This window comes from Pseudomonas sp. R151218B TE3479, from assembly GCF_053629195.1.
Genome location: NZ_JBRJHV010000001.1, coordinates 4,785,974 through 4,807,019, shown reverse-complemented (window position 1 = coordinate 4,807,019; position 21,046 = coordinate 4,785,974). Strand labels below are relative to the sequence as shown.

The following is a 21,046-nucleotide window of genomic DNA, read 5'->3' as shown; positions in this document are numbered from 1 at the left end:
GATGTGTGATGATTTGAAAGACAAGGGCAATGGATGGCACCACGCCGTTGGTTGCTTCAAGGAATGAGGACCTTCCCCAGCATGCAACCGGTCATGAATCCCAAGCACCCCGGACTGTCGGTGCGCATCGTCGATGATGGCTTTGCCGCCTACATCTGGGGCAGCGATTTCAGCTTTGAAGTCAGCGACTACGCGACGGCGCAGATCGGCCGTCCCGTCAGCCAATGGCCGGTGACGCCCATCGTTCCCTATCGCAAGTGCTATGGCATCGATCCCGAAGAGTTCAGCAGCTTCCGCGATGCCCCGGACAGCGAGATCTTCATGGCCTACCTCGATGACCAGCCCGTCGGGCACTTGGTGGTCAGTACCAACTGGAACGGCTATGCCCACATCGACGAACTGGCGGTACACGCCCCGGCCCGTCGCCACGGGGTGGCCAAGGCGTTGCTCGATGTCGCCCATTTCTGGAGCCGCAAGAAAAAACTGCCGGGCATCATGCTCGAGACCCAGAACAACAATCTGGGCGCCTGCCGGCTCTATGAACGTTGCGGTTACGTGCTGGGCGGTATCGACCACCTGCGCTATCGCGGCATTGACCGGCATACCGCCGAAGTCGCGCTGTTCTGGTACCGGCTGTTCGACGACCCACTGGGCATGTCGATCAGTGGCTCAGCAACGCCTCGGCTTGTTCCGTAATTCGTTCCAGCAGCGATTGAAGGGCGGGTGAAGAGGGCGCGTCGTTGAGGCTCAAGGCATAGAGGCCAATCGCGATGGCGGGTGATACCGGGCAGACGTCGAGGCCGCCGTCCTTGGCGCCCGAGGCGGTAAACGGGTCGACGATGGCCAGGCCTTCGCCGGCCTCGACCATGGCGCGCATCATCTGATGGGTCTGGACGCGGAGCTGGATCATGGGCGCCGGTCGCAGCGCCGCCAGTTTATGCTCGAATGCAGGGCTCAGCGGGTCATGGCCATCCAGGCCCACCAGCGGCTGGCCCGCCAGGTCCTGAAGCGAAATATATTTTTGACGGGGTTGCAGCCAACCGTGGGGTGCGAGCAATTGCAGTTTGCCCTGGGCGATCATCTGGCAATGGATGTCGGGATGCTCAGGGTCGTGCAGGCTCAGGCCCAGATCGCTTTCGCGCAACAGCAGGCTGTGGACGATGTCGCGGGTCGGTCGGCTGAGCAAAGTGCACGGCGCATCCGGATGGCGACGACGCAAGGCGGCGATACTCTGGGGCAGCAACTGCTGGGCCAGCGGCGGCGTGCAAATAATGCGCAAGGGCGCTGCCTGATGGTGTTTCAGGCTGCTGGCCAGGCGCTGCACCGGTTCAAGGGTGTCGTACACCCGTGTGATACCGTCGCGCAATTCAAGGGTTTCCCGGGTGGCCTGCAAACGACCGCGCACGCTGGCGAACAGCATGAAACCCAATTGGGCCTCGGCATCGCGCAATATCGCCTCGACCTCCGCCACCGACAGTTGCAGCCATTCGGCTGCCGTGCCGAGGTGGCCGGTCTGCAGCAGCGCCTGGATCACTTCGATGTGGCGTAAACGCATGCAAGAAGTCCATGTTCGGCGGGTGAGCCATTGATTGGCTGAATCCTAACCCAAGTCCGGGCATGACTTCTGCTCATAACCAACGGTTATGAAGCTATTTGCGTTTCAGTGGGCGTTTGAGTGGGCAGCGGCGTTTCCGGTTCGCGCGTCAATTCGATTTGAGATTGCACGAGAATAAATTTGCCATCGTCGAGTTTGTTGACTCGATCACCGATAGCCAATTTATAGGTAGTGACAGGCTCCTTGCCGTTTCCGTCGGGCGACGGGGTCGATTCCTGAAACTCATGCACCGAATAGACGCGACCTTCGGCGTCCCGCGCATGAAATTGTCCGACAAGTACTGCTGCCATTGCTTAGAACCTCTGGAAATAAATCACTCGATTTGCGGTTCTGTAGACCCTGGTCAAGCGCGGTAAGTTTTCCTACATGAAAAAAATAGTCCAGCCGGCCGGTTTTTGTCGCTCCACTGGTCCAATTGTCACCCCGATCATCTATAACTACAGGCTCCTTTGAGCCGACAGTCGAGAAGCCTCTCATGAGTAATGTCTACACAGTGGCCGTTTTGGTGGGCAGCCTGCGCAAGGCATCGATCAACCGCAAGGTCGCGCTGGCACTGGCTGACCTGGCGCCAGCCAACCTCAAGCTGAATATCATCGAGATTGGCGAGTTGCCGCTCTACAACGAAGACATCGATGTTTCCCCTCCGCCAGCCTACAGCACTTTCCGCCAGCAGGTGGGCGCGGCCGATGCTTTGTTGTTCGTCACGCCGGAGTACAACCGTTCGGTGCCGGCACCGTTGAAAAATGCCATCGATGTGGGGTCGCGTCCCTACGGCCAGAGTTGCCTGAGCGGCAAACCGGGGGCGGTGATCAGCGCTTCGCCGGGCGCCATTGGCGGTTTCGGCGCCAATCATCATTTGCGCCAGTCCCTGGTGTTCCTTGACGTGCCCTGCATGCAGCAGCCGGAAGGCTACCTGAGTAACGCCGGGACGGCGTTCGACGAAGCGGGCAATCTGTCGGAGTCGGTACGGCCGTTCTTGCAGAAGTTCATCGATGCCTATGGCAAGTGGGTCGAGCAGAATAAGAAGGCTTGACGGCCACTGGAACTTCAAACCAAGCACCTCTGTGGCGAGGGGATTTATCCCCGTTGGGGCGCGAAGCGCCCCCATTCAAATTGCCTGGCACACCAGGGTGTTGGGTCCGGGGCTGCTTCGCGGCCCAACGGGGATAAATCCCCTCGCCACAAGTGCATATACATCTGCAAACGCATCTGGCAATCCAAATCCCCGCTTTACTGGATATTCGAATATCCATATATTCGCCATTCGCTCATCACAGGCTTGCCCACGCCATGCCCGACTCCCCCAATCCCGTCGACGTCTTCAAGGCCCTGGCCGATGACACCCGTACGCGCATTGCGTTGCTGGTGGCCCGTGAAGGCGAGTTGTGTGTCTGTGAGCTCACCGCTGCGCTGGGCCTGAGCCAGCCGAAGATCTCCCGGCACCTGGCGCAACTGCGCAACGCTGGGTTGCTCAGCGACCGACGCCAGGGGCAGTGGGTTTATTACCGCCAGCACCCGCAGTTACCGGCCTGGGTCAGTACGATGCTGGAGCAGGCGTTGGCGGCCAGCACCGCCTGGCTGACAGCGGATGTGCAGCGCTTGAACGCCATGCCTGATCGTCCGGTGGCGCGTTGCTGCTGATTCCTTCTTTCCCATCCCTTTTTCAAGGCTGTTGCGCATGCTCATCGCGTCGTTGATTTTCCTGCTGACCATTACATTGGTGATCTGGCAACCCAGGGGGCTCGGTGTCGGTTGGAGCGCGACGCTGGGCGCGGTGCTGGCCTTGCTGAGTGGGGTGGTGCAGGTCAGTGATATTCCGCTGGTCTGGCAGATCATCTGGAACGCCACCGGTACATTCGTCGCGCTGATCATCATCAGCCTGCTGCTGGACGAGGCGGGGTTCTTCGCCTGGGCGGCCTTGCATGTGGCTCGCTGGGGCCGAGGCAGTGGGCGCAAGCTGTTTGCCTTCATGGTCTTGCTGGGGGCGCTGGTGTCGGCGTTGTTTGCCAATGACGGGGCGGCGCTGATCCTCACGCCTATCGTGATCTCCATGTTGCTGGCCCTGCGGTTTTCCCCGGCGGCGACCCTGGCGTTCGTAATGGGCGCTGGTTTCATTGCCGACAGTGCGAGCCTGCCGCTGGTGGTGTCGAACCTGGTGAACATCGTCTCGGCGGACTTCTTCGGCATTGGTTTCAACCGCTACGCGGCGGTCATGGTGCCGGTGAACCTGGTGAGCGTGGCGGCCAGCCTGGCGATACTGCTGTGGTTCTTTCGCCGCGATATCCCACGTGACTATGACCCGCATCAGTTGGATGACCCGGCGACGGCGATCCACGACAAGGCGACGTTCTATGCCGGCTGGGCGGTACTGGTGATCCTGCTGCTGGGTTGCTTTGCCCTGGAGCCGCTGGGGATTCCCATCAGTGCGATCTCGGCGGTCTGTGCTGTGTTGCTGCTGGCGGTCGCGGCCCACGGCCACAAGATCTCTACCCGCAAGGCGATGAAGGAAGCGCCCTGGCAGATCGTGATCTTTTCCCTGGGCATGTACTTGGTGGTCTATGGCCTGCGCAACGCCGGGCTGACCGGTTACCTGGCCCATTGGCTCGACGGTTTCGCCGAATATGGCGTGTGGGGCGCGGCCATGGGCACCGGTGTGCTGACGGCGTTGCTCTCGTCGGCCATGAACAATTTGCCGACGGTGCTGATCGGCGCCTTGTCCATCGACGCCAGCCAGGCCACTGGGGTGGTGAAGGAGGCGATGATCTATGCCAACGTCATCGGCAGCGACCTGGGCCCGAAAATCACGCCGATTGGCAGCCTGGCGACGTTGCTGTGGCTGCATGTGCTGGCGCGCAAGAACATCCAGATCGGCTGGGGGTATTACTTCAAGGTCGGGATTGTGCTGACGGTGCCGGTGTTGCTGGTGACGTTGGCGGCGTTGGCTGTGCGGTTGTCCTTCTAGAACCGAGTTGGCTTCATCGCGAGCAAGCTTGCTCCCACAAGGGCGCGCATTCCAATGCGGGAACTCACTTTGGCAGAAAGGTGCTTTCCAATGTGGGAGCGAGCTTGCTCGCGATGAGGTCCTGACAGGCAGCACAAGGCTCAGCCACCGCCCGGCACATCCGGCCAACGATCCGCCACCAGGAACACCCGCTCGGCTTCTTCCCACTCTCCCTCGGCGTTTTCGCTCAGGCGCACCATCAACTGTGCTGGCGCCATGGGGTCCAGGGCCATTCGCCAGGCGTCCAGTTGCGCGGTGCTCCAGGTTTGCTCGGCCGGATAATGCGCCGGGGCCAGCCAGGCGGCGCGGGGTAGGGGTTGCCAGCGACCCGGCGGACGTTGGGCGATGAACGCAGGCCAGTCCCGTTGATGCAGCCAGCGACCGCGCAAATGCCTGGGGTGGGCGCCGGCCGGTGGCTCGGCCTGGCCCGGCCAGGGGTAGAGCAAATACCCGCCCAGCCACAGCTCGGAGCGAAACAGTTCGAGGCCCGAGGGCTCGATGCCCAGTGCCGCCAGGGCCTCGCGGCTTTCCGGGCGGGCCGAGATCGGCAATTGGTGCTCGCGTAGGTGCGCCAGCTTGCGGTCGAGCCGGTCATGGCAACCCGGACCCAGCCATTGCGCGGCGTCCAGCCCGTTTCCGTGCTGGGGTCCGAGGTACAACTTGATGGCCAGTTCCAGATGGTGGATGCCGTCACGATCACGCAGCAACAGGTCCAGTTCGCCCAAGGTATGGCCTTCGCGCCGGATCGGCAGGTTCGCGGCAATCAATTCGATGCCCGGGGCATGCTGCACGGCAAACTGCCACAACCTTTCGTAATACAGGCCCAGGCGTCGCGTTCGTCCTTGGGACAGGCAGTGCAGCAATGGGTAGCTGTCTCGGTCCAGTTGCCGCAGCCAGTGTTCCAGTCGGCCAGGCTCCTGCACCCAATCACTGCCAGCCAGGGGATGGCGCTGGGGCCAGGGCGTGTCGATGAGCATCGGCGGGGCGATGATCGCCCACGCGAGGTCGCGCACTTCGGGATGGTGCAGGCGTCGGGGCAAGTCCAGCAATTCAGGGAACAGGATCATCTTGCGAGCATAGCCGTTGCGCTGAAGGCTTAAAGGATTTTGTCTACGGCGCGCTTTCGCCCATAATCGTGTTTTTCGCCCGCCGCAGACCTTCGCAGGAGCCTCATGGAGCAATTTCGCAATATCGGCATCATCGGTCGCCTGGGCAGTTCGCAGGTGTTGGACACCGTTCGCCGTCTCAAACGTTTCCTCCTGGAGCGGCACCTGCATGTGATCCTCGAAGATACCATCGCCGAAGTCCTGCCGGGCCATGGCCTGCAGACGTCGTCGCGCAAGATGCTCGGCGAAGTCTGTGACATGGTCATCGTGGTTGGCGGCGACGGCAGCCTGCTGGGGGCTGCCCGGGCCCTGGCGCGGCACAATATCCCAGTGCTGGGGATCAACCGCGGCAGCCTGGGGTTCCTCACCGATATCCGCCCCGACGAGCTGGAGATCAAGGTCGCCGAGGTCCTGGACGGTCACTACCTGGTGGAAAACCGCTTCCTGCTGCAGGCCGAGGTCCGCCGTCACGCCGAGGCCATCGGCCAGGGCGACGCCCTCAACGACGTGGTACTGCACCCTGGTAAATCCACGCGGATGATCGAGTTCGAGCTGTACATCGACGGCCAGTTCGTCTGCAGCCAGAAAGCCGACGGCCTGATCGTCGCCACCCCCACCGGTTCCACCGCCTATGCGCTGTCGGCCGGCGGGCCGATCATGCATCCCAAGCTCGACGCTATTGTGATTGTGCCCATGTACCCCCATACCTTGTCTGGGCGACCGATCGTGGTCGATGGCAACAGTGAGCTGAAAATCGTCGTGTCCAAGGATATGCAGATCTACCCGCAAGTGTCCTGTGACGGCCAGAACCATTTCACCTGCGCGCCGGGTGACACCATCACCGTCAGCAAAAAAGCGCAGAAGCTGCGCCTGATCCATCCGCTGGATCACAATTACTACGAAGTCTGCCGGACCAAGCTTGGCTGGGGCAGTCGGTTGGGGGGTGGAGGCGACTGATGCTCGATCCTGCGCGCAGTTACGATTTGATCGGTGACGTGCACGGATGCGCCTTGACCCTGGAACACCTGCTGGACCGACTCGGTTACCACAAGCAGGGCGGGGTCTGGCGGCATCCGTCGCGCATGGCCGTGTTCCTGGGGGACATCATCGACCGTGGCCCGCGGATTCGCGAGGCGCTGCACATCGTCCATGACATGGTCATGGCCGGCCAAGCGCTGTGCATCATGGGCAACCACGAGTTCAACGCCCTGGGCTGGAGCACACCGGCATTGCCAGGCAGCGGCCAGCGCTACGTGCGCGAACACACACCGCGCCATGCCCGCCTGCTCAACGAGACACTGACCCAGTTCGAGCAGCATCCCGGCGACTGGCATGACTTTCTCGAATGGTTCTATGAGCTGCCGCTGTTTGTCGACGCCGGCCGCTTCCGGGTGGTGCACGCCTGTTGGGATGCCGGCCTGATCGAACCGCTGCGGGGCCTGTTCCCGGACGGTTGTGTCGACGAGCATTTCCTCCAGGCCTCGGCGCAACCGGGTAGTTTTGCCTGCACGGTGTTCGATCGCTTGCTGCGCGGCACGGACATGCGCCTGCCCCACGGCCTGACGTTGACGGGTGGCGATGGCCTGACCCGTTCGTTTTTCCGCACCAAGTTCTGGGAAGACAACCCGCAGACCTACGGTGACATCGTGTTCCAGCCCGACGCCTTGCCGGAACCGGTGGCCCGCACGCCGCTGTCGCCGGATGAGAAAAACAACCTGCTGCGTTATGGCGTCGATGAACCACTGTTGTTCGTCGGCCACTATTGGCGCAGCGGCAAACCCGCGCCGATCCGCCCGAACCTGGCCTGCCTGGATTACAGCGCGGTGCTCTACGGCAAGCTGGTCGCCTATCGTCTCGACCAGGAAACCCGCCTGGATCCGCACAAGTTCGTTTGGGTCGATGTCGAGCGGCCGGAGGTGGTGCAGTGAGTGCCGTCGCGGTTCTGCGCCTGCCCCTGGCAGTGGACCTGAGCGGCTTCGTCAAGCTGCTGCAACGCATGCAGGTGCCCCATCGCGTCAGCGAAGAGGCCGGCGAGCAGGTGCTCTGGGTGCCGGATGAAATCTGCGAGGACGTGCGTGCGTTGTACGCCCGTTTCCCCGCCGGCGATCCCGATCAGCAGTTGGAACTGCTAGACACGGGGGGCACTTCCCGGCGAGCGGGGTTCGTCCAGCAATTGACCCGCCATCCAGTGACGGCCCTGGTGCTGTTGCTGAGCCTGATTGTCAGCGCGGTCACCCTGCTGGGGGAGAATCTTGCGACGCTACGCTGGTTGACCTTCCTCGAGTTTCGCGTCGTTGGCGACTACATCCAGTTCACACCATTGGGCGATAGTCTGGCGGCGGGGCAGTGGTGGCGCCTGGTAACGCCGATGCTGATTCACTTCGGCTTCCTGCACATCGCCATGAATGGCATGTGGTATTGGGAACTGGGGCGACGGATCGAAGCGCGCCAGGGCGGTATCAACCTGTTGGGGCTGACGCTGCTGTTCAGCCTCGTTTCCAATTTCGCCCAGTACTTTTTCAGCGGGCCGACGCTGTTCGGCGGGTTGTCGGGGGTCTTGTACGGCCTGCTGGGCCATTGCTGGATCTACCAACTGCTCGCACCGAACCCGGCCTATCACTTGCCCCGCGGGGTGCTGGTGATGATGCTGGTGTGGTTGCTGCTGTGCCTGTCCGGGTTGGTTTCGCTGATCGGCTTCGGTGAAATCGCCAATGCCGCCCACGTTGGCGGGCTGCTCGTCGGATGCTTCACGGGCTTGTTGGGCGGGCTGTTCGCTCGCCGTAAAATGGCCCTTTGACCGGCGCCTGTGCCTTTTGAGAATGCGCGATTGCGCGGAGAACCCATGTCTTCCTTCAATGAAATGATCAAGAACATCACCCCCGATATCTACCGCAGCCTGAAACTGGCCGTGGAAATCGGTAAATGGGCCGACGGCAACAAGCTCACTGCCGAGCAGCGTGAGTTGTCGCTGCAGGCCATGATCGCGTGGGAAGTCCAGAACCTGCCCGAAGACGAGCGCACCGGCTACATGGGGCCGCAGGAATGCCAGTCGAAGTCGATCGAAGTGCCCAATATCCTGTTCAAGTCGGACGCCATCCATTGATCGAGATTGGCCGTGGTGCAATCAGCAAGATGTCGGCACGCCTTGACGGGCCGACCGTTCAATACGCCTTTCGCCTGGACGAGGTCGAGGTGCCGGTCAACCCATTGATCGGCAGCACGATCCGCCTGGAGTACCTCGGCGCGATCCACTGCACCCATTGCGGACGCCGGACCAAGACCAGCTTCAGCCAGGGTTACTGCTACCCTTGCATGACCAAACTGGCCCAGTGCGACCTGTGCATCATGAGCCCGGAGCGTTGTCATTTCGACGCGGGCACCTGCCGTGACCCGGCCTGGGGCGAGCAATTCTGCATGACCGATCATGTGGTCTACCTGGCCAATTCCTCGGGCGTGAAAGTCGGCATCACCCGCGCCACGCAATTGCCGACCCGCTGGCTGGACCAGGGCGCCAGCCAGGCGCTGCCGATCCTGCGGGTCGCCACCCGCCAGCAGTCAGGGTTTGTCGAAGACCTGTTCCGCAGCCAGGTAGCGGACAAGACCAACTGGCGCGCCTTGCTCAAGGGTGACGCGACAGCGGTGGACCTGCCGGCGATCCGCGACGCGCTGTTCGAAAGCTGCGCCCAGGGTTTGCAAGGCTTGCAGGAACGATTCGGCCTGCAAGCGATCCAGACCATAGCGGACGTCGAGCCCATCGAGATTCGTTACCCGGTGGAGCAGTACCCGGCCAAGATCGTCAGCTTCAACCTGGACAAGAACCCGATCGCCGAAGGCACGCTGCTGGGGATCAAGGGCCAATACCTGATTTTCGACACCGGCGTGATCAACATTCGTAAATACACGGCCTACCAGCTCGCCGTGCATCAGTAGAAGGATTCGACCCATGCGCACCGAACAACCGAAGATGATTTACCTCAAGGACTATCAGGCCCCCGAGTACCTGATCGACGAAACACATCTGACCTTCGAGTTGTTCGAGGACCACAGCCTGGTCCATGCGCAACTGGTGATGCGCCGCAACCCCGAGCGCGGTGCCGGGCTGCCGCCGCTGGTGCTCGATGGCCAGCACCTTGAATTGATCTCCCTCAAGCTCGACGATGCCGACCTGGGGCAGGACGACTATCAACTGGACGACAATCACCTGACTGTGCACCCCAAGGCCCAGGCCTTTACGGTGGACACCACCGTCAGGATCCATCCGGAAACCAACACCGCCCTTGAAGGCCTGTACAAATCCGGCAGCATGTTCTGCACCCAGTGCGAGGCCGAAGGGTTCCGCAAGATCACCTATTACCTCGACCGTCCGGATGTGATGAGCAAGTTCACCACCACTGTGGTGGCCGAGCAGCACAGTTATCCGGTGCTGCTGTCCAACGGCAACCCAATTGCCAGCGGCCCCGGCGAAGATGGCCGGCACTGGGCGACCTGGGAAGACCCGTTCAAGAAACCGGCCTACCTGTTTGCCCTGGTGGCCGGTGACCTGTGGTGCGTCGAAGACACCTTCACCACCATGACCGAACGTAATGTGGCGTTGCGCATCTACGTCGAGCCGGAAAACATCGACAAATGCCAGCACGCCATGACCAGCCTGAAGAAGTCGATGCGCTGGGACGAAGAGGTGTACGGGCGCGAGTACGACCTGGACATCTTCATGATTGTCGCGGTCAACGACTTCAACATGGGCGCCATGGAGAACAAGGGACTCAATATCTTCAACTCCAGCGCCGTGCTGGCCCGCGCCGAAACCGCCACCGATGCCGCGCACCAGCGGGTCGAGGCGATCGTGGCCCACGAGTACTTCCATAACTGGTCGGGCAACCGCGTGACCTGCCGCGACTGGTTCCAGCTGTCGCTCAAGGAAGGTTTCACGGTGTTCCGCGATGCCGGCTTCTCCGCCGACATGAACTCCGCCACCGTCAAGCGCATCCAGGACGTGGCGTACCTGCGCACCCACCAGTTCGCCGAAGACGCCGGCCCCATGGCCCACCCGGTGCGTCCGGACAGTTTTATCGAGATCTCCAACTTCTACACCCTGACCGTGTACGAAAAGGGCTCGGAAGTGGTCGGCATGATCCACACCCTGCTGGGGCCTGAGGGTTTCCGCAAGGGCAGTGACCTGTACTTCGAACGTCACGACGGCCAGGCCGTGACCTGCGACGACTTCATCAAGGCCATGGAAGATGCCAACGGCGTCGACCTGGCGCAGTTCAAGCGTTGGTACAGCCAGGCCGGTACGCCACGGTTGGCGGTGAGCGAGTCTTACGACGCCGCTGCCAAGACCTACAGCCTGACCTTCCGCCAGAGCTGCCCGCCAACCCCGGACAAACAGGAAAAACTGCCGTTCGTGATTCCCGTGGAACTGGGCCTGCTGGACAGCAAAGGCGCCGAAATGCCATTGCGCCTGGCCGGTGAAGCGTCGGCAAGCGGCACCTCCCGGGTGATCTCGGTGACCGAAGCCGAGCAGACCTTCACGTTTGTCGACATCGCCGAACAACCCTTGCCATCGCTGCTGCGTGGTTTCTCGGCGCCGGTGAAGCTGAGCTTTCCGTACAACCGCGACCAGTTGATGTTCCTGATGCAACACGACAGCGACGGCTTCAACCGCTGGGATGCCGGCCAGCAGTTGTCGGTGCAAGTGTTGCAGGAACTGATCGCCCAACATCAGAAGGGCGCCAGCTTGTCGCTGGATCCACGTCTGATCAGCGCGCTGCGCAGCGTGTTGTCGGACGAATCCCTGGACCAGGCCATGGTCGCGGAAATGCTCTCGCTGCCAAGCGAAGCTTACCTGACGGAAATCAGCGAAGTGGCTGACGTCGAGGCGATCCACGCTGCCCGTGAGTTCGCCCGCCAGCAGTTGGCCGAGAACCTGTTCGAAGCGCTGTGGCTGCGTTATGAAGCCAACCGCGACCTGTCGAAACGCACGCCATACGTGGCCGAGGCCGAGCATTTCGCCCGCCGCGCGTTGCAGAACATCGCGCTGTCGTACCTGATGCTCACCGGCAAGCCTGAAGTGTTGAGCGCGACCCTGGAGCAGTTCGACACCGCCGATAACATGACCGAACGCCTCACGGCGTTGGCGGTGTTGGTCAATTCGCCGTTCGAAGCCGAGAAGGCCAAGGCCCTGGAAGTGTTCGCTGAAAACTTCAAGGGCAACCCGCTGGTCATGGACCAATGGTTCAGCGTCCAGGCCGGCAGCCCGTTGCCCGGCGGTCTGGCACGGGTCAAGGCGCTGATGGAGCACCCGGCGTTCAATATCAAGAATCCGAACAAGGTGCGGGCACTGGTCGGTGCGTTCGCCGGGCAGAACCTGATCAACTTCCACGCCGCCGACGGTTCGGGTTATCGCTTCCTGGCGGACCTGGTGATCCAGCTCAATGGCTTCAACCCACAGATTGCCTCCCGGCAACTGGCCCCGCTGACCCGCTGGCGCAAATACGACAGCGCCCGCCAGGCGTTGATGAAGGGCGAACTGGAACGCATCCTGGCTTCGGGCGGGCTGTCGGCCGATGTGTTCGAAGTGGTGAGCAAGAGCTTGGCGTGACCTTGATGCCGCGGTCTGCCTGGCGGACCGCGGTGCTCCCATCGCGAGCAAGCTCGCTCCCACAGGGATCCATGCTGAGCACAAAATAGGTGTTCGCTGGAGATCTACTGTGGGAGCGAGCTTGCTCGCGATAGCAGCAGCCCCGTCACCGCCTAGCCTCTCGCCATCACCCCACCGAATACCCCGCCATTCACCCCCAGCGCCAACCCCCGTGGTTAACAAAAGATAACGCGGCGTCGATTGTCAGACCTTTCGAAAGCCCGATAGGATAGGTCAGCTTCCGAAGTGGCTCTAGATTGCAGGTTTCAGGACTATGCTCCAGGACTGGCAACGTACCAAGCCATAACAATAATAATGGGGGAAAGGTCTATGAATGAGCCTGTCATGGCTGTGGGCCGCTGCCGGCCGCCGATGCTGCGCAGAATCGCGTTGCTGGCTTCGGCGCTCTCGCTGCTGGGCTCTGCGGTGTTGTCGGCACCGGCGATGGCCGTTGCGGCGTCGACGTCCGATGTCATCTATTCCGTCGAATCGGCCAAGGCCAGCAAAACCCTGATGCTCGATGTGGTCCATGCCGGCCAGCGCCTGGTGGCGGTCGGCGATCGTGGGCACATTGTCTATTCCGACGACCAGGGCACGTCCTGGACCCAGGCCAAGGTGCCGACCCGCCAACTGCTCACCGCGGTATTTTTCGTCGACGACAAGCACGGCTGGGCCGTGGGGCACGACGCGCAGATCCTCGCCAGCGACGACGGTGGCAACACCTGGACCAAGCAATACGAAGACCTCACTCGTGAAGCGCCGCTGCTGGATGTCTGGTTCAAGGACGCCAGCAACGGGTTTGCCGTGGGTGCCTACGGCGCGCTGCTGGAAACCACCGACGGCGGCAAGCACTGGGAAGACGCCAGCGACCGCCTCGAAAACGAAGACCAGTTCCATCTCAATGCGATCGCGGCCGTGAAAGACGCCGGGCTGTTCATTGTCGGCGAGGCCGGCAGCATGTTCCGCTCCGCCGACGGGGGCCAGACCTGGGAGAAGGTCGAGGGTCCGTACGAAGGCTCGCTATTCGGGGTCATCGGCACCGCCCAACCTTCGACGCTGCTGGCCTACGGCTTGCGCGGCAATCTGTACCGTTCCACCGATTTTGGCGGCACCTGGGAGCAGGTCGAGCTCAAGGCCGCCCGGGGCAGCCTGGAATTCGGCCTGTCGGGAGCCACACTGCTGGCAGACGGTTCCATCGTGATTGTCGGCAACGGCGGCAGCGTGGTGCGCAGTACCGACGATGGCGAGACCTTTAGCGTGTTCAACCGTCCGGACCGAATCTCCGTGGCGGCCGTCACGGCGGCAGGCAACGGCAACCTGATCCTGGCGGGGCAAGGCGGCGTGCGCGCCACCACCTCCACCGGCGCCGAACTGAGCAAATGAGTCAGGCCTGCAAGACGGGCATAAAAACAAGAAGGCGGACCCCATGAGCAGTCATCATCAAGACAAGGCGACGTTCCTCGAGCGCCTGATTTTCAACAACCGCCCGGCAGTGATCGTCATTTGCCTGCTGGTCAGCATTTTCCTGTTCTGGCAGGCCACGCTGATCCGCCCCTCCACCAGTTTTGAAAAAATGATCCCCCTCGAGCACCCCTTCATCCAGAAGATGCTCGAGCACCGCAACGACCTGGCGAACCTGGGCAACACGGTGCGCATTTCCGTGGAAGCCACCAATGGCGACATCTTCTCCAAGGACTACATGGAGACCCTGCGCCAGATCCACGACGAGGTCTTCTACATCTCAGGTGTCGACCGTTCCGGGCTCAAGTCGTTGTGGAGCCCCAGCGTGCGCTGGACCGAAGTGACGGAGGAGGGTTTCGCCGGCGGCGAGGTGATCCCCCAGAGCTACAACGGCTCGGCCGACAGCCTCGACCTGCTGCGCAACAACGTGCTCAAGTCCGGCCAGGTCGGGCGCCTGGTGGCCAACGACTTCAAGTCGAGCATCATCGACATCCCACTGCTGGAGTCCTATCCCGACCCGCAGGACCAGGGCAAATTGCTCGCCCTCGACTATCGGAAGTTTTCCCACGAGCTTGAAGACAAGATCCGCAACAAGTTCGAAGCCCAGAACCCGAATGTGCAGATCCATATCGTCGGTTTCGCCAAGAAAGTCGGTGACCTGATCGACGGCCTGGTCATGGTGGTGCTGTTCTTCGGCGTGGCCTTCGTCATCACCCTGATCCTGCTGTACTGGTTCACTCACTGCATGCGCAGTACCGTGGCGGTGTTGAGCACCACCTTGGTGGCGGTGGTCTGGCAATTGGGGCTGATGCACGCCGCCGGTTTCGGCCTGGATCCGTACTCGATGCTGGTGCCGTTCCTGATCTTCGCCATCGGCATTTCCCACGGGGTGCAGAAGATCAACGGCATTGCCTTGCAGTCCAGCGAGGCCGACAACGCCCTGACCGCCGCGCGACGGACCTTCCGTCAGCTGTTCCTGCCGGGGATGATCGCGATCCTGGCGGACGCCGTCGGCTTCATCACCTTGCTGATCATCGACATCGGTGTGATCCGCGAACTGGCCATCGGCGCCTCCATCGGCGTGGCAGTGATCGTGTTCACCAACCTGATCCTGTTGCCGGTGGCGATTTCCTACGTCGGCATCAGCAAGCGTGCCGTCGAGCGCAGCAAGAAAGATGCGACCCGCGAACATCCGTTCTGGCGCGTGCTGTCGAACTTCGCCAGCGCCAAGGTCGCGCCGGTGTCCATTGCCCTGGCGGTGCTCGCCTTTGGTGGCGGCCTCTGGTACAGCCAGAACCTGAAGATCGGCGACTTGGACCAAGGCGCGCCGGAACTGCGTCCGGACTCGCGCTACAACCAGGACAACAACTTCATCATCAGCAATTATTCCACCAGCTCCGATGTGTTGGTGGTGATGGTCAAGACCAAGGCCGAAGGCTGCTCGCGCTATGAAGCCATGGCCCCCATCGACGAATTGATGTGGAAGATGCAGAACACCGAGGGCGTGCAGTCGGCGATTTCCCTGGTGACCGTGTCCAAGCAAATGATCAAGGGCATGAACGAGGGCAACCTGAAATGGGAGACCTTGTCGCGCAACCCTGATGTGCTGAACAACTCCATCGCCCGGGCCGATGGCTTGTACAACAACAGCTGCTCCCTGGCGCCGGTGCTGGTGTTCCTCAACGACCACAAGGCCGAGACCCTGGACCGCGCGGTGAAGGCGGTGCAGGACTTCGCCAAGGAAAACAACCGCGATGGCCTGGAGTTCATCCTAGCCGCCGGTAACGCCGGCATCGAGGCGGCCACCAATGAAGTGATCAAGGAATCGGAACTGACCATCCTGATCCTGGTGTACATCTGCGTGGCGACCATGTGCATGATCACCTTCCGTTCCTGGGCGGCGACGCTGTGCATCGTGCTGCCGCTGGTGCTGACGTCGGTGCTGGGCAACGCCCTGATGGCCTTCATGGGCATCGGTGTGAAAGTCGCGACGCTGCCGGTGGTCGCGCTTGGCGTCGGGATCGGCGTCGACTACGGCATCTACATCTACAGCCGCCTGGAAAGCTTCCTGCGGGCCGGGTTGCCGTTGCAGGAGGCTTACTACCAGACGCTGAAATCCACCGGCAAGGCGGTGCTGTTCACCGGTTTGTGCCTGGCCATCGGCGTGTGCACCTGGATCTTCTCGGCCATCAAGTTCCAGGCCGACATGGGCTTGATGCTGACGTTCATGCTGCTGTGGAACATGTTCGGTGCGCTGTGGCTGTTGCCGGCGCTGGCGCGGTTCCTGATCAAGCCGGAGAAACTGGCGGGGCAGAAGGGCAATTCGTTGTTTGCCCATTGATGAGGGACAGAACCTGCCCAGCACAGCCCTAGGGGCGAACCCATGTGGGAGCGAGCTTGCTCGCGATAGCGGTGTGACAGCCAATGAAGGTATTGAATGTCCGTCAGCCATCGCGAGCAAGCTCGCTCCCACAGTTTTTTTTGCGCTCAGCGACTGATCACTCCAGCCTGCAAGCCCTGGCCATCAAGGCGCCAAGGGCAAGAACTTGCTCTGCGCCAACGACTTGCTGAGCTGTCCTCGATGCACGTTCACCACCGCATAAGGGCTGGTGGCCTTGGCCAGCAGTGAGTGGTAGTGCTCCTTGCGTTGTTCCTTGGTCTTCAGGTGCGCGACGCTGAAATTGTCCTTCGGTGTGTCAGCCGTTTCGTAGTGAAAATGCGCATACCAGAGGGGAAAACCATCGCCGTCGTTGATGGCGTATTCCTGGAGGAAATCCTGTCGGCTTCCTTTCAAGGCCTTGCGATCCCCGAGCCGTGCGACTTGTAGCAGGTTCTTTTCGAACAGGAACCGAAGGTTGCCGTCGGTAGGCGGCAATTGCAGGCTCAATTCGGTGCGCAGGGCGCTGCCCTTGGCGGTCAGGCTGGATACCGCGTCTGACAACTGTTGGCTCAGTGCCTGGTCTGCCGGGGTAAGCGGGGTTTGCGAGGCGGTGAACGCCCGGTCGAGTTCCTCGGCAAGCTTGCGAAACCGACTCGCCTCATTGTTCATGATCTCCTCGATTTCCTGAGGATGGCGGCAGTTTTTCTTGTAGCTTTCAGCGCGGCGCAGACGTTCGTCCAATTCTGCGAGCAATTTGCGCGCATCGCTCTTGATCGCCTTGACCGATCTCGTCTTGGGAGCCGGGGTTGGTTTGCGTATATCGACGGCATCCCACACATCGTCGTGACGCGAGTAGGTGGCCAGTAGCGTATCGTTGAAGCGCAGCTCGACGACTTCAATCGGCAGGGCCGTGCCGGCCGGCTTCAAGTCACCGATCAGGACGCCACGGTTGCGGGTCCTGATCACCTTTTTCTGTGGGCGTCCGGCGGGCACCCTGGACTGTTTTGGCGCACGCCTGCGCGGCTTTGGCTCGGGCTTGATTTCTGCGGCGAGTTTGCCGGAGACCTCTTGGTAAAGACTCTCGATCAGCTTGAGCAACCTGTCGAAATAGGATTCGTTGAGATTGTCGGCGTAGAGCGTCTTGACTCCCTGTAAGGCATCCAAGGACTTGCCATATTGCTCAGTCAGGCTCGTCAGTACCTCCAGCTGTTCCGAGGGGGGGAGTTCATACATCCGCAGTTCGCAATGGGAGCGCACTTGTTCCCCCAAGGGCACGACGATGCGCAGCAGGCTCTCGGATAGGTTGGAACTGGAGTTTTTGACCGACAGCATCGGAAGCGTAGCGAATTGCATGGCTTTGCTGCTGATTGAATTTATTTCGTCGAGCGGCCGGTCTCTGGTGAGGCGCTCGAACGCCTGGGCCCCGGCCTCATCCAGATTCAATAAGCGTTCGAGAAAATCGTCCTTGAGTTCCAGCCAATGGATCGCCTGATCATTGAGATCGCTCAGGGTGTCGAGATACTTCAGGTAGTCCTGCAGGTTAGTGACGACAGCCTCCACCTGATTGACGTCCCCTTGAAACTGAGGATGGGCATTGATGATGGCCGTGCGTTGATTTTCGGTGACTATGACGGCTTTGCGGGCATTGTTCACCACGTTTTCCAACATTCCGCGCAGGTCCGCAGGGGCAATTGCCATGCCCAGGCTGGCGCGTTCGGGCGCGCTGTTCACCAGCTTCAGATAAAGCTCGGTCTGTTCCTGGAGCAGGTCATAGTACACTTTGCGCTTCGCCGTGCGTTGTGCCTCGGTATAGTTCGCTCCGCTATCGAGCCTGATCATCACTTCCTGGGCCACTTGCAGGGCTCTGCCTCGAGCTGCGTCTCCCTTGACCACCTGATTGTATTCTTCTTGTAGTACCCGCCTTCGCTCCAGATTGAGGTCGCGCTGTGCTTGCATCCGTTTGGGGGGCGAGCCGCCCAGCAGGCGCAGGCGCAGATCGAGGGACCAGCGGCCCTGGCTGTCGACTTTCAACGGCGGACCATTTCGACTGGGGTCGAGTGGGTCGACGATGGTCGCGCTGCCGTCCGCTTCAGGGTTGACCTGATACAGAACGTCTTCCACCTCGGCATGCCATTTTTTGTCGATCACGTACAAACCCTCGTACGGGCCATATTCGATGGGTTCGGGCATTGCCGGAGGGCGTGATGCCTGCAAACGCAGCAGCCGGGCGCGTTGTTCCGATGTCAGGCGCTGGCCGGCGCTGGCGAAACTGAAGTCCAGGCGTCTACTGGCGGCTTCGGCGTGGGCGCCAGGCACGGCGACGGTTCCCTCCACCACGGTGGGTGGTGCCGGCGCGGGCCACTGCTCGGCAACGGTGCGTGGCGCCGGGGGACGCATGGCTTGCTCCTTCAGCGATGGGGCCAGCGCCGCACGGGTGACCGGCGCATGACCGGTGGGCAGTTGGCTCACCAGCATCGCCAGGTTGACGAGCAGATCGACGGCGGCCAGTTCCCGCGCCACCGGGTCCTCGCTGATCAGGGCCGGGATGTCCTGTTGGGCGCTGGCCATCAGGTTCCATAGCCAGACGCTGGTCATGGCCGGGCCGCGCAATAAAGGGAACAGCAATGTGTTGAACAGCAGGCTGCCGCCCTGGAGCAACACGGCCCAGCGGCTCTCGCTATTGGACACCGAGTTCCGGTCGGCCTGGGCGACCAGGGCCTGGGCATTGCAGCCATAGAGATACTGCATCAGCTCGCCGTTGTGCAGCGCTTGCAGCAGTTCGCCGTCGGTGTCCTGCGTGGCGAGTGTGGCCGGGGCGGGCTTGTCGGGGACGTTGAACTCGTCACCGGGAAAGAACCGCACGATGTGTGGCTCCAGGAAACCGCCGTTGGCGTACACCGGGCGGGCGGCGTCGGACAGCCAGGTCAGGACGCTGTTCTGCAGGTCCCCGGCGGCGGCAATGGCCTGAAACAGCGCCTCCCGTGTCGGGAACTCTTGCAGCGCAGGGGCGTAAAGCGGCCGATACAGCAGGTGCGGGCCGGTCGTGGCGTCCTGCGCCTCGATAAGGAACATGTTGGTCACGGTATCGGGCTGGGCCTGGGGCTTGCGCACCAAACTCAGGTGGCGAATGACCACCGGGCGACCGTTGACCTGTTGGCTCGCCGCGGCAGGTTGGAGAACCGCTTCCAGCAGGCGCAGGCCCTGGAGGGTCATGCCGTTTTCGTGGTCCAGCCGCTGTTTCAGCGCGTCGAGGGCCAGTTGCGCGGGGATCTGTTCGGCGAACATCCGTTGACGGTTCTTTGCCTGGGACGAGCTACCGAGCAGGTGCTGTTGCAGGTAGCGAGGATAGGTCGTGCCAATGTCGACCTGTTCGACCAGCCCGGTCACGAAGTCTGGGGTCAACCAGGTCGGCAGCGTCAGGCCCAGGCGATGGCTGAGCGTGAAGTGGCCGCTGGGGCGGGCGACGAGATTGTGGATGGCCAGTTCGGTCAGGCTCATCTGCCGCTTCTCGCTGAGGCCGATGGTCCCGGGGTAGCCTGCGGAAACGGTGAAGTTCAGCAGCACATCGTCGGGTTGGTATTGGCTCGATGGCAGCTTGTCCGGGCTGCTGTCGTTCGTTTGCTTCATGGCGCTGGACAAGGCACTGGCGGTAAAGGCCTTGATGTCCTCGATGCCACTGAGGAAGGTCTGGCCCTGGTGGCGTTTTTTGGCACTGGCCAGGGCCAGGCTGTAGTGCTGGAGCGTCGTCTGGTCGGCGATGGAGCTTTTTTTCAGCCAGCGGGGCAGCAAGGGAGCCAGGCGTGCCGAGGTTTGCGGCGAGAGTCTTGGGGCTTCCAGCAGGTAGCGAGCCGGGTCGCTCAAGTCGTTGTAGAGATTCTTCAGGCTTTGCAGGTCGATCCCGGCGGGCAGCCGTATAGCCTTCAGCTCGGCCAGTTGCTGCTCCAGCAACATCGCCGCCTGGCTCTCGAAGACGTCGCCGCTTATCTCGTAGCGCTGGCAGGTGACGGTGTCGACGGTGTAACGGCTGGCGATCGATGCGCCCCAATGCCGATTGAAGGCGTCCAGGGAAGCAAAGGATTGCACGGCGCTGCCGGGGCTGCACAGCAGGACGTCGGTGGTGCCTTTCGTGGCGCGGACCAGGAGGATCTCGCTGCCGACCAGTACGGTGCTGGTGGTGCCCCGGGTGATTCGGGTTTCCAGGTTGTAGGCGTACACAGGCGCCTGTGGGTCGAGACGAAAGCGTGGCTCCCGGTCCGGCCAACGGACGACCTGGTCAAGGGCTTCGCGGGCTGTGTCAGCGAGCCCGGGCTGTTGCAGCCCGCGGATGCTCAGCATGTTCCTCAGCACATCGCTGAGCCAGCGCCAGCGGTTGCCGTGGCTGTTCCCATCGGTTGCGTCCATGTCGTCGCCCCAGTAACGGACCAGCGTATCCTCCAGCCCGAGCGGTACGCTCCAGGCCAGTTCCAGCAGCGAGTTCTTGATGACCTGGATGTCTACTTCCTGGTAGCCAGCCCGGAGCCGGTGCGGTGGGGTGTCGGAGAGAAAACAATCCAGGTTGCCCCGTGGGCTGAAATCCACGGGTGTGCCAACGGCCAGGTGATCGAGCACCACGGGCATGAACGGCTGGAATTGCCAGGCGCGTCCAGTGGCGTCCGGAGTCGCCAATTGGACGGTGGAGAGGTCGATGTCCAGCCAGGAGTATGTTCGCTTGATAGCCTGTTCGAGCATGCGTTGCACGATCTGTTCGAAGGTCGGGTGGTTGGCGAATTGCAGGCTGACGCTTTGCGTCAACGCGGGGATGGCGTCTGCGGAGGAGGGAGCGGTCATGAGAAGTCCTTTTCAC

At 61.8% G+C, this 21,046-nt stretch carries 16 protein-coding genes; 12 read left to right on the top strand and 4 right to left on the bottom strand.

The annotated features are described in order from the left end of the window. Nucleotides 1-81: 81 nt before the first annotated feature. Complete coding sequence (locus tag AB7M32_RS20585) at nucleotides 82-696, top strand: GNAT family N-acetyltransferase (RefSeq protein ID WP_454251158.1); 615 nt, start codon at nucleotides 82-84, stop codon at nucleotides 694-696. Here the strand turns inward: AB7M32_RS20585 and AB7M32_RS20580 are convergent. Both AB7M32_RS20580 and AB7M32_RS20575 read right to left on the bottom strand, forming a co-directional pair. Next, on the bottom strand, nucleotides 662-1,555 hold the full coding sequence (locus AB7M32_RS20580; RefSeq protein WP_454251157.1) for a LysR family transcriptional regulator: 894 nt from the start codon (nucleotides 1,553-1,555) through the stop codon (nucleotides 662-664). The two genes, AB7M32_RS20585 and AB7M32_RS20580, sit on opposite strands and share 35 nt — an antisense overlap. Nucleotides 1,556-1,641: 86 nt before the next feature. Next, nucleotides 1,642-1,905, bottom strand: a complete 264-nt coding sequence (locus AB7M32_RS20575; RefSeq protein WP_072404558.1) for a hypothetical protein — start codon at nucleotides 1,903-1,905, stop codon at nucleotides 1,642-1,644. Nucleotides 1,906-2,090: 185 nt separating this feature from the next. On the opposite strand from AB7M32_RS20575, the gene AB7M32_RS20570 reads away from it, so the two are divergent. The 3 genes from AB7M32_RS20570 to AB7M32_RS20560 all read left to right on the top strand — a co-directional run bounded on the left by AB7M32_RS20570 (nucleotide 2,091) and on the right by AB7M32_RS20560 (nucleotide 4,577). After that, complete coding sequence (locus AB7M32_RS20570) at nucleotides 2,091-2,648, top strand: NADPH-dependent FMN reductase (protein WP_454251156.1); 558 nt, start codon at nucleotides 2,091-2,093, stop codon at nucleotides 2,646-2,648. A gap of 257 nt (nucleotides 2,649-2,905) precedes the next feature. After that, nucleotides 2,906-3,256 (top strand): metalloregulator ArsR/SmtB family transcription factor, encoded by a 351-nt coding sequence (locus tag AB7M32_RS20565; protein WP_060741977.1) that lies wholly within the window; start codon nucleotides 2,906-2,908, stop codon nucleotides 3,254-3,256. A gap of 37 nt (nucleotides 3,257-3,293) precedes the next feature. Beyond that, nucleotides 3,294-4,577: an arsenic transporter gene (locus AB7M32_RS20560; RefSeq protein ID WP_454251155.1), complete on the top strand. Its 1,284-nt coding sequence runs from the start codon at nucleotides 3,294-3,296 to the stop codon at nucleotides 4,575-4,577. 140 nt (nucleotides 4,578-4,717) lie between these two features. Here AB7M32_RS20560 and AB7M32_RS20555 read toward each other — a convergent pair whose 3' ends face one another. Further along, nucleotides 4,718-5,683 carry a DUF1853 family protein gene (locus tag AB7M32_RS20555; RefSeq protein WP_207283153.1) on the bottom strand — a complete coding sequence of 322 codons (966 nt, stop codon included), beginning with the start codon at nucleotides 5,681-5,683 and terminating at the stop codon, nucleotides 4,718-4,720. A 105-nt stretch (nucleotides 5,684-5,788) separates the two neighbouring features. Between AB7M32_RS20555 and AB7M32_RS20550 the strand changes: the two genes are divergently transcribed. The 8 genes from AB7M32_RS20550 to AB7M32_RS20515 all read left to right on the top strand — a co-directional run bounded on the left by AB7M32_RS20550 (nucleotide 5,789) and on the right by AB7M32_RS20515 (nucleotide 16,164). After that, complete coding sequence (locus tag AB7M32_RS20550; protein ID WP_003180647.1) at nucleotides 5,789-6,679, top strand: NAD(+) kinase; 891 nt, start codon at nucleotides 5,789-5,791, stop codon at nucleotides 6,677-6,679. Then, the gene (locus tag AB7M32_RS20545) at nucleotides 6,676-7,650 is read left to right on the top strand and encodes a metallophosphoesterase (RefSeq protein ID WP_170866796.1); all 975 of its coding nucleotides are present in this window, start codon (nucleotides 6,676-6,678) and stop codon (nucleotides 7,648-7,650) included. Before AB7M32_RS20550 ends, AB7M32_RS20545 begins: the two co-directional genes overlap by 4 nt. Beyond that, on the top strand, nucleotides 7,647-8,519 hold the full coding sequence (locus tag AB7M32_RS20540; protein WP_454251154.1) for a rhomboid family intramembrane serine protease: 873 nt from the start codon (nucleotides 7,647-7,649) through the stop codon (nucleotides 8,517-8,519). Before AB7M32_RS20545 ends, AB7M32_RS20540 begins: the two co-directional genes overlap by 4 nt. A 45-nt stretch (nucleotides 8,520-8,564) precedes the next feature. After that, the gene (locus AB7M32_RS20535; protein WP_072404544.1) at nucleotides 8,565-8,825 is read left to right on the top strand and encodes a YeaC family protein; all 261 of its coding nucleotides are present in this window, start codon (nucleotides 8,565-8,567) and stop codon (nucleotides 8,823-8,825) included. Continuing rightward, entirely contained in the window at nucleotides 8,822-9,652 is an 831-nt protein-coding gene (locus tag AB7M32_RS20530; protein ID WP_072404542.1) for a DUF2797 domain-containing protein, read from the top strand. Before AB7M32_RS20535 ends, AB7M32_RS20530 begins: the two co-directional genes overlap by 4 nt. Nucleotides 9,653-9,665: 13 nt before the next feature. Beyond that, nucleotides 9,666-12,323, top strand: a complete 2,658-nt coding sequence (pepN, locus tag AB7M32_RS20525; protein ID WP_454251153.1) for an aminopeptidase N — start codon at nucleotides 9,666-9,668, stop codon at nucleotides 12,321-12,323. Nucleotides 12,324-12,692: 369 nt separating this feature from the next. Further along, nucleotides 12,693-13,745 (top strand): WD40/YVTN/BNR-like repeat-containing protein, encoded by a 1,053-nt coding sequence (locus AB7M32_RS20520; protein WP_454251152.1) that lies wholly within the window; start codon nucleotides 12,693-12,695, stop codon nucleotides 13,743-13,745. 43 nt (nucleotides 13,746-13,788) lie between these two features. After that, entirely contained in the window at nucleotides 13,789-16,164 is a 2,376-nt protein-coding gene (locus tag AB7M32_RS20515) for an efflux RND transporter permease subunit (RefSeq protein ID WP_454251151.1), read from the top strand. A 183-nt stretch (nucleotides 16,165-16,347) separates the two neighbouring features. Here the strand turns inward: AB7M32_RS20515 and AB7M32_RS20510 are convergent, their stop codons facing one another. After that, complete coding sequence (locus tag AB7M32_RS20510; protein ID WP_454251150.1) at nucleotides 16,348-21,030, bottom strand: dermonecrotic toxin domain-containing protein; 4,683 nt, start codon at nucleotides 21,028-21,030, stop codon at nucleotides 16,348-16,350. Nucleotides 21,031-21,046 lie beyond the last annotated feature (16 nt).

What these genes read in the sequence shown, in the direction of transcription:
- AB7M32_RS20585 (WP_454251158.1), top strand. Translation starts at nt 82, where the DNA reads ATGCAACCGGTCATGAATCCCAAGCACCCCGGACTGTCGGTGCGCATC.
- AB7M32_RS20580 (WP_454251157.1), bottom strand. Translation starts at nt 1,555, where the DNA reads ATGCGTTTACGCCACATCGAAGTGATCCAGGCGCTGCTGCAGACCGGC.
- AB7M32_RS20575 (WP_072404558.1), bottom strand. Translation starts at nt 1,905, where the DNA reads ATGGCAGCAGTACTTGTCGGACAATTTCATGCGCGGGACGCCGAAGGT.
- AB7M32_RS20570 (WP_454251156.1), top strand. Translation starts at nt 2,091, where the DNA reads ATGAGTAATGTCTACACAGTGGCCGTTTTGGTGGGCAGCCTGCGCAAG.
- AB7M32_RS20565 (WP_060741977.1), top strand. Translation starts at nt 2,906, where the DNA reads ATGCCCGACTCCCCCAATCCCGTCGACGTCTTCAAGGCCCTGGCCGAT.
- AB7M32_RS20560 (WP_454251155.1), top strand. Translation starts at nt 3,294, where the DNA reads ATGCTCATCGCGTCGTTGATTTTCCTGCTGACCATTACATTGGTGATC.
- AB7M32_RS20555 (WP_207283153.1), bottom strand. Translation starts at nt 5,683, where the DNA reads ATGATCCTGTTCCCTGAATTGCTGGACTTGCCCCGACGCCTGCACCAT.
- AB7M32_RS20550 (WP_003180647.1), top strand. Translation starts at nt 5,789, where the DNA reads ATGGAGCAATTTCGCAATATCGGCATCATCGGTCGCCTGGGCAGTTCG.
- AB7M32_RS20535 (WP_072404544.1), top strand. Translation starts at nt 8,565, where the DNA reads ATGTCTTCCTTCAATGAAATGATCAAGAACATCACCCCCGATATCTAC.
- pepN (WP_454251153.1), top strand. Translation starts at nt 9,666, where the DNA reads ATGCGCACCGAACAACCGAAGATGATTTACCTCAAGGACTATCAGGCC.
- AB7M32_RS20520 (WP_454251152.1), top strand. Translation starts at nt 12,693, where the DNA reads ATGAATGAGCCTGTCATGGCTGTGGGCCGCTGCCGGCCGCCGATGCTG.
- AB7M32_RS20515 (WP_454251151.1), top strand. Translation starts at nt 13,789, where the DNA reads ATGAGCAGTCATCATCAAGACAAGGCGACGTTCCTCGAGCGCCTGATT.
- AB7M32_RS20510 (WP_454251150.1), bottom strand. Translation starts at nt 21,030, where the DNA reads ATGACCGCTCCCTCCTCCGCAGACGCCATCCCCGCGTTGACGCAAAGC.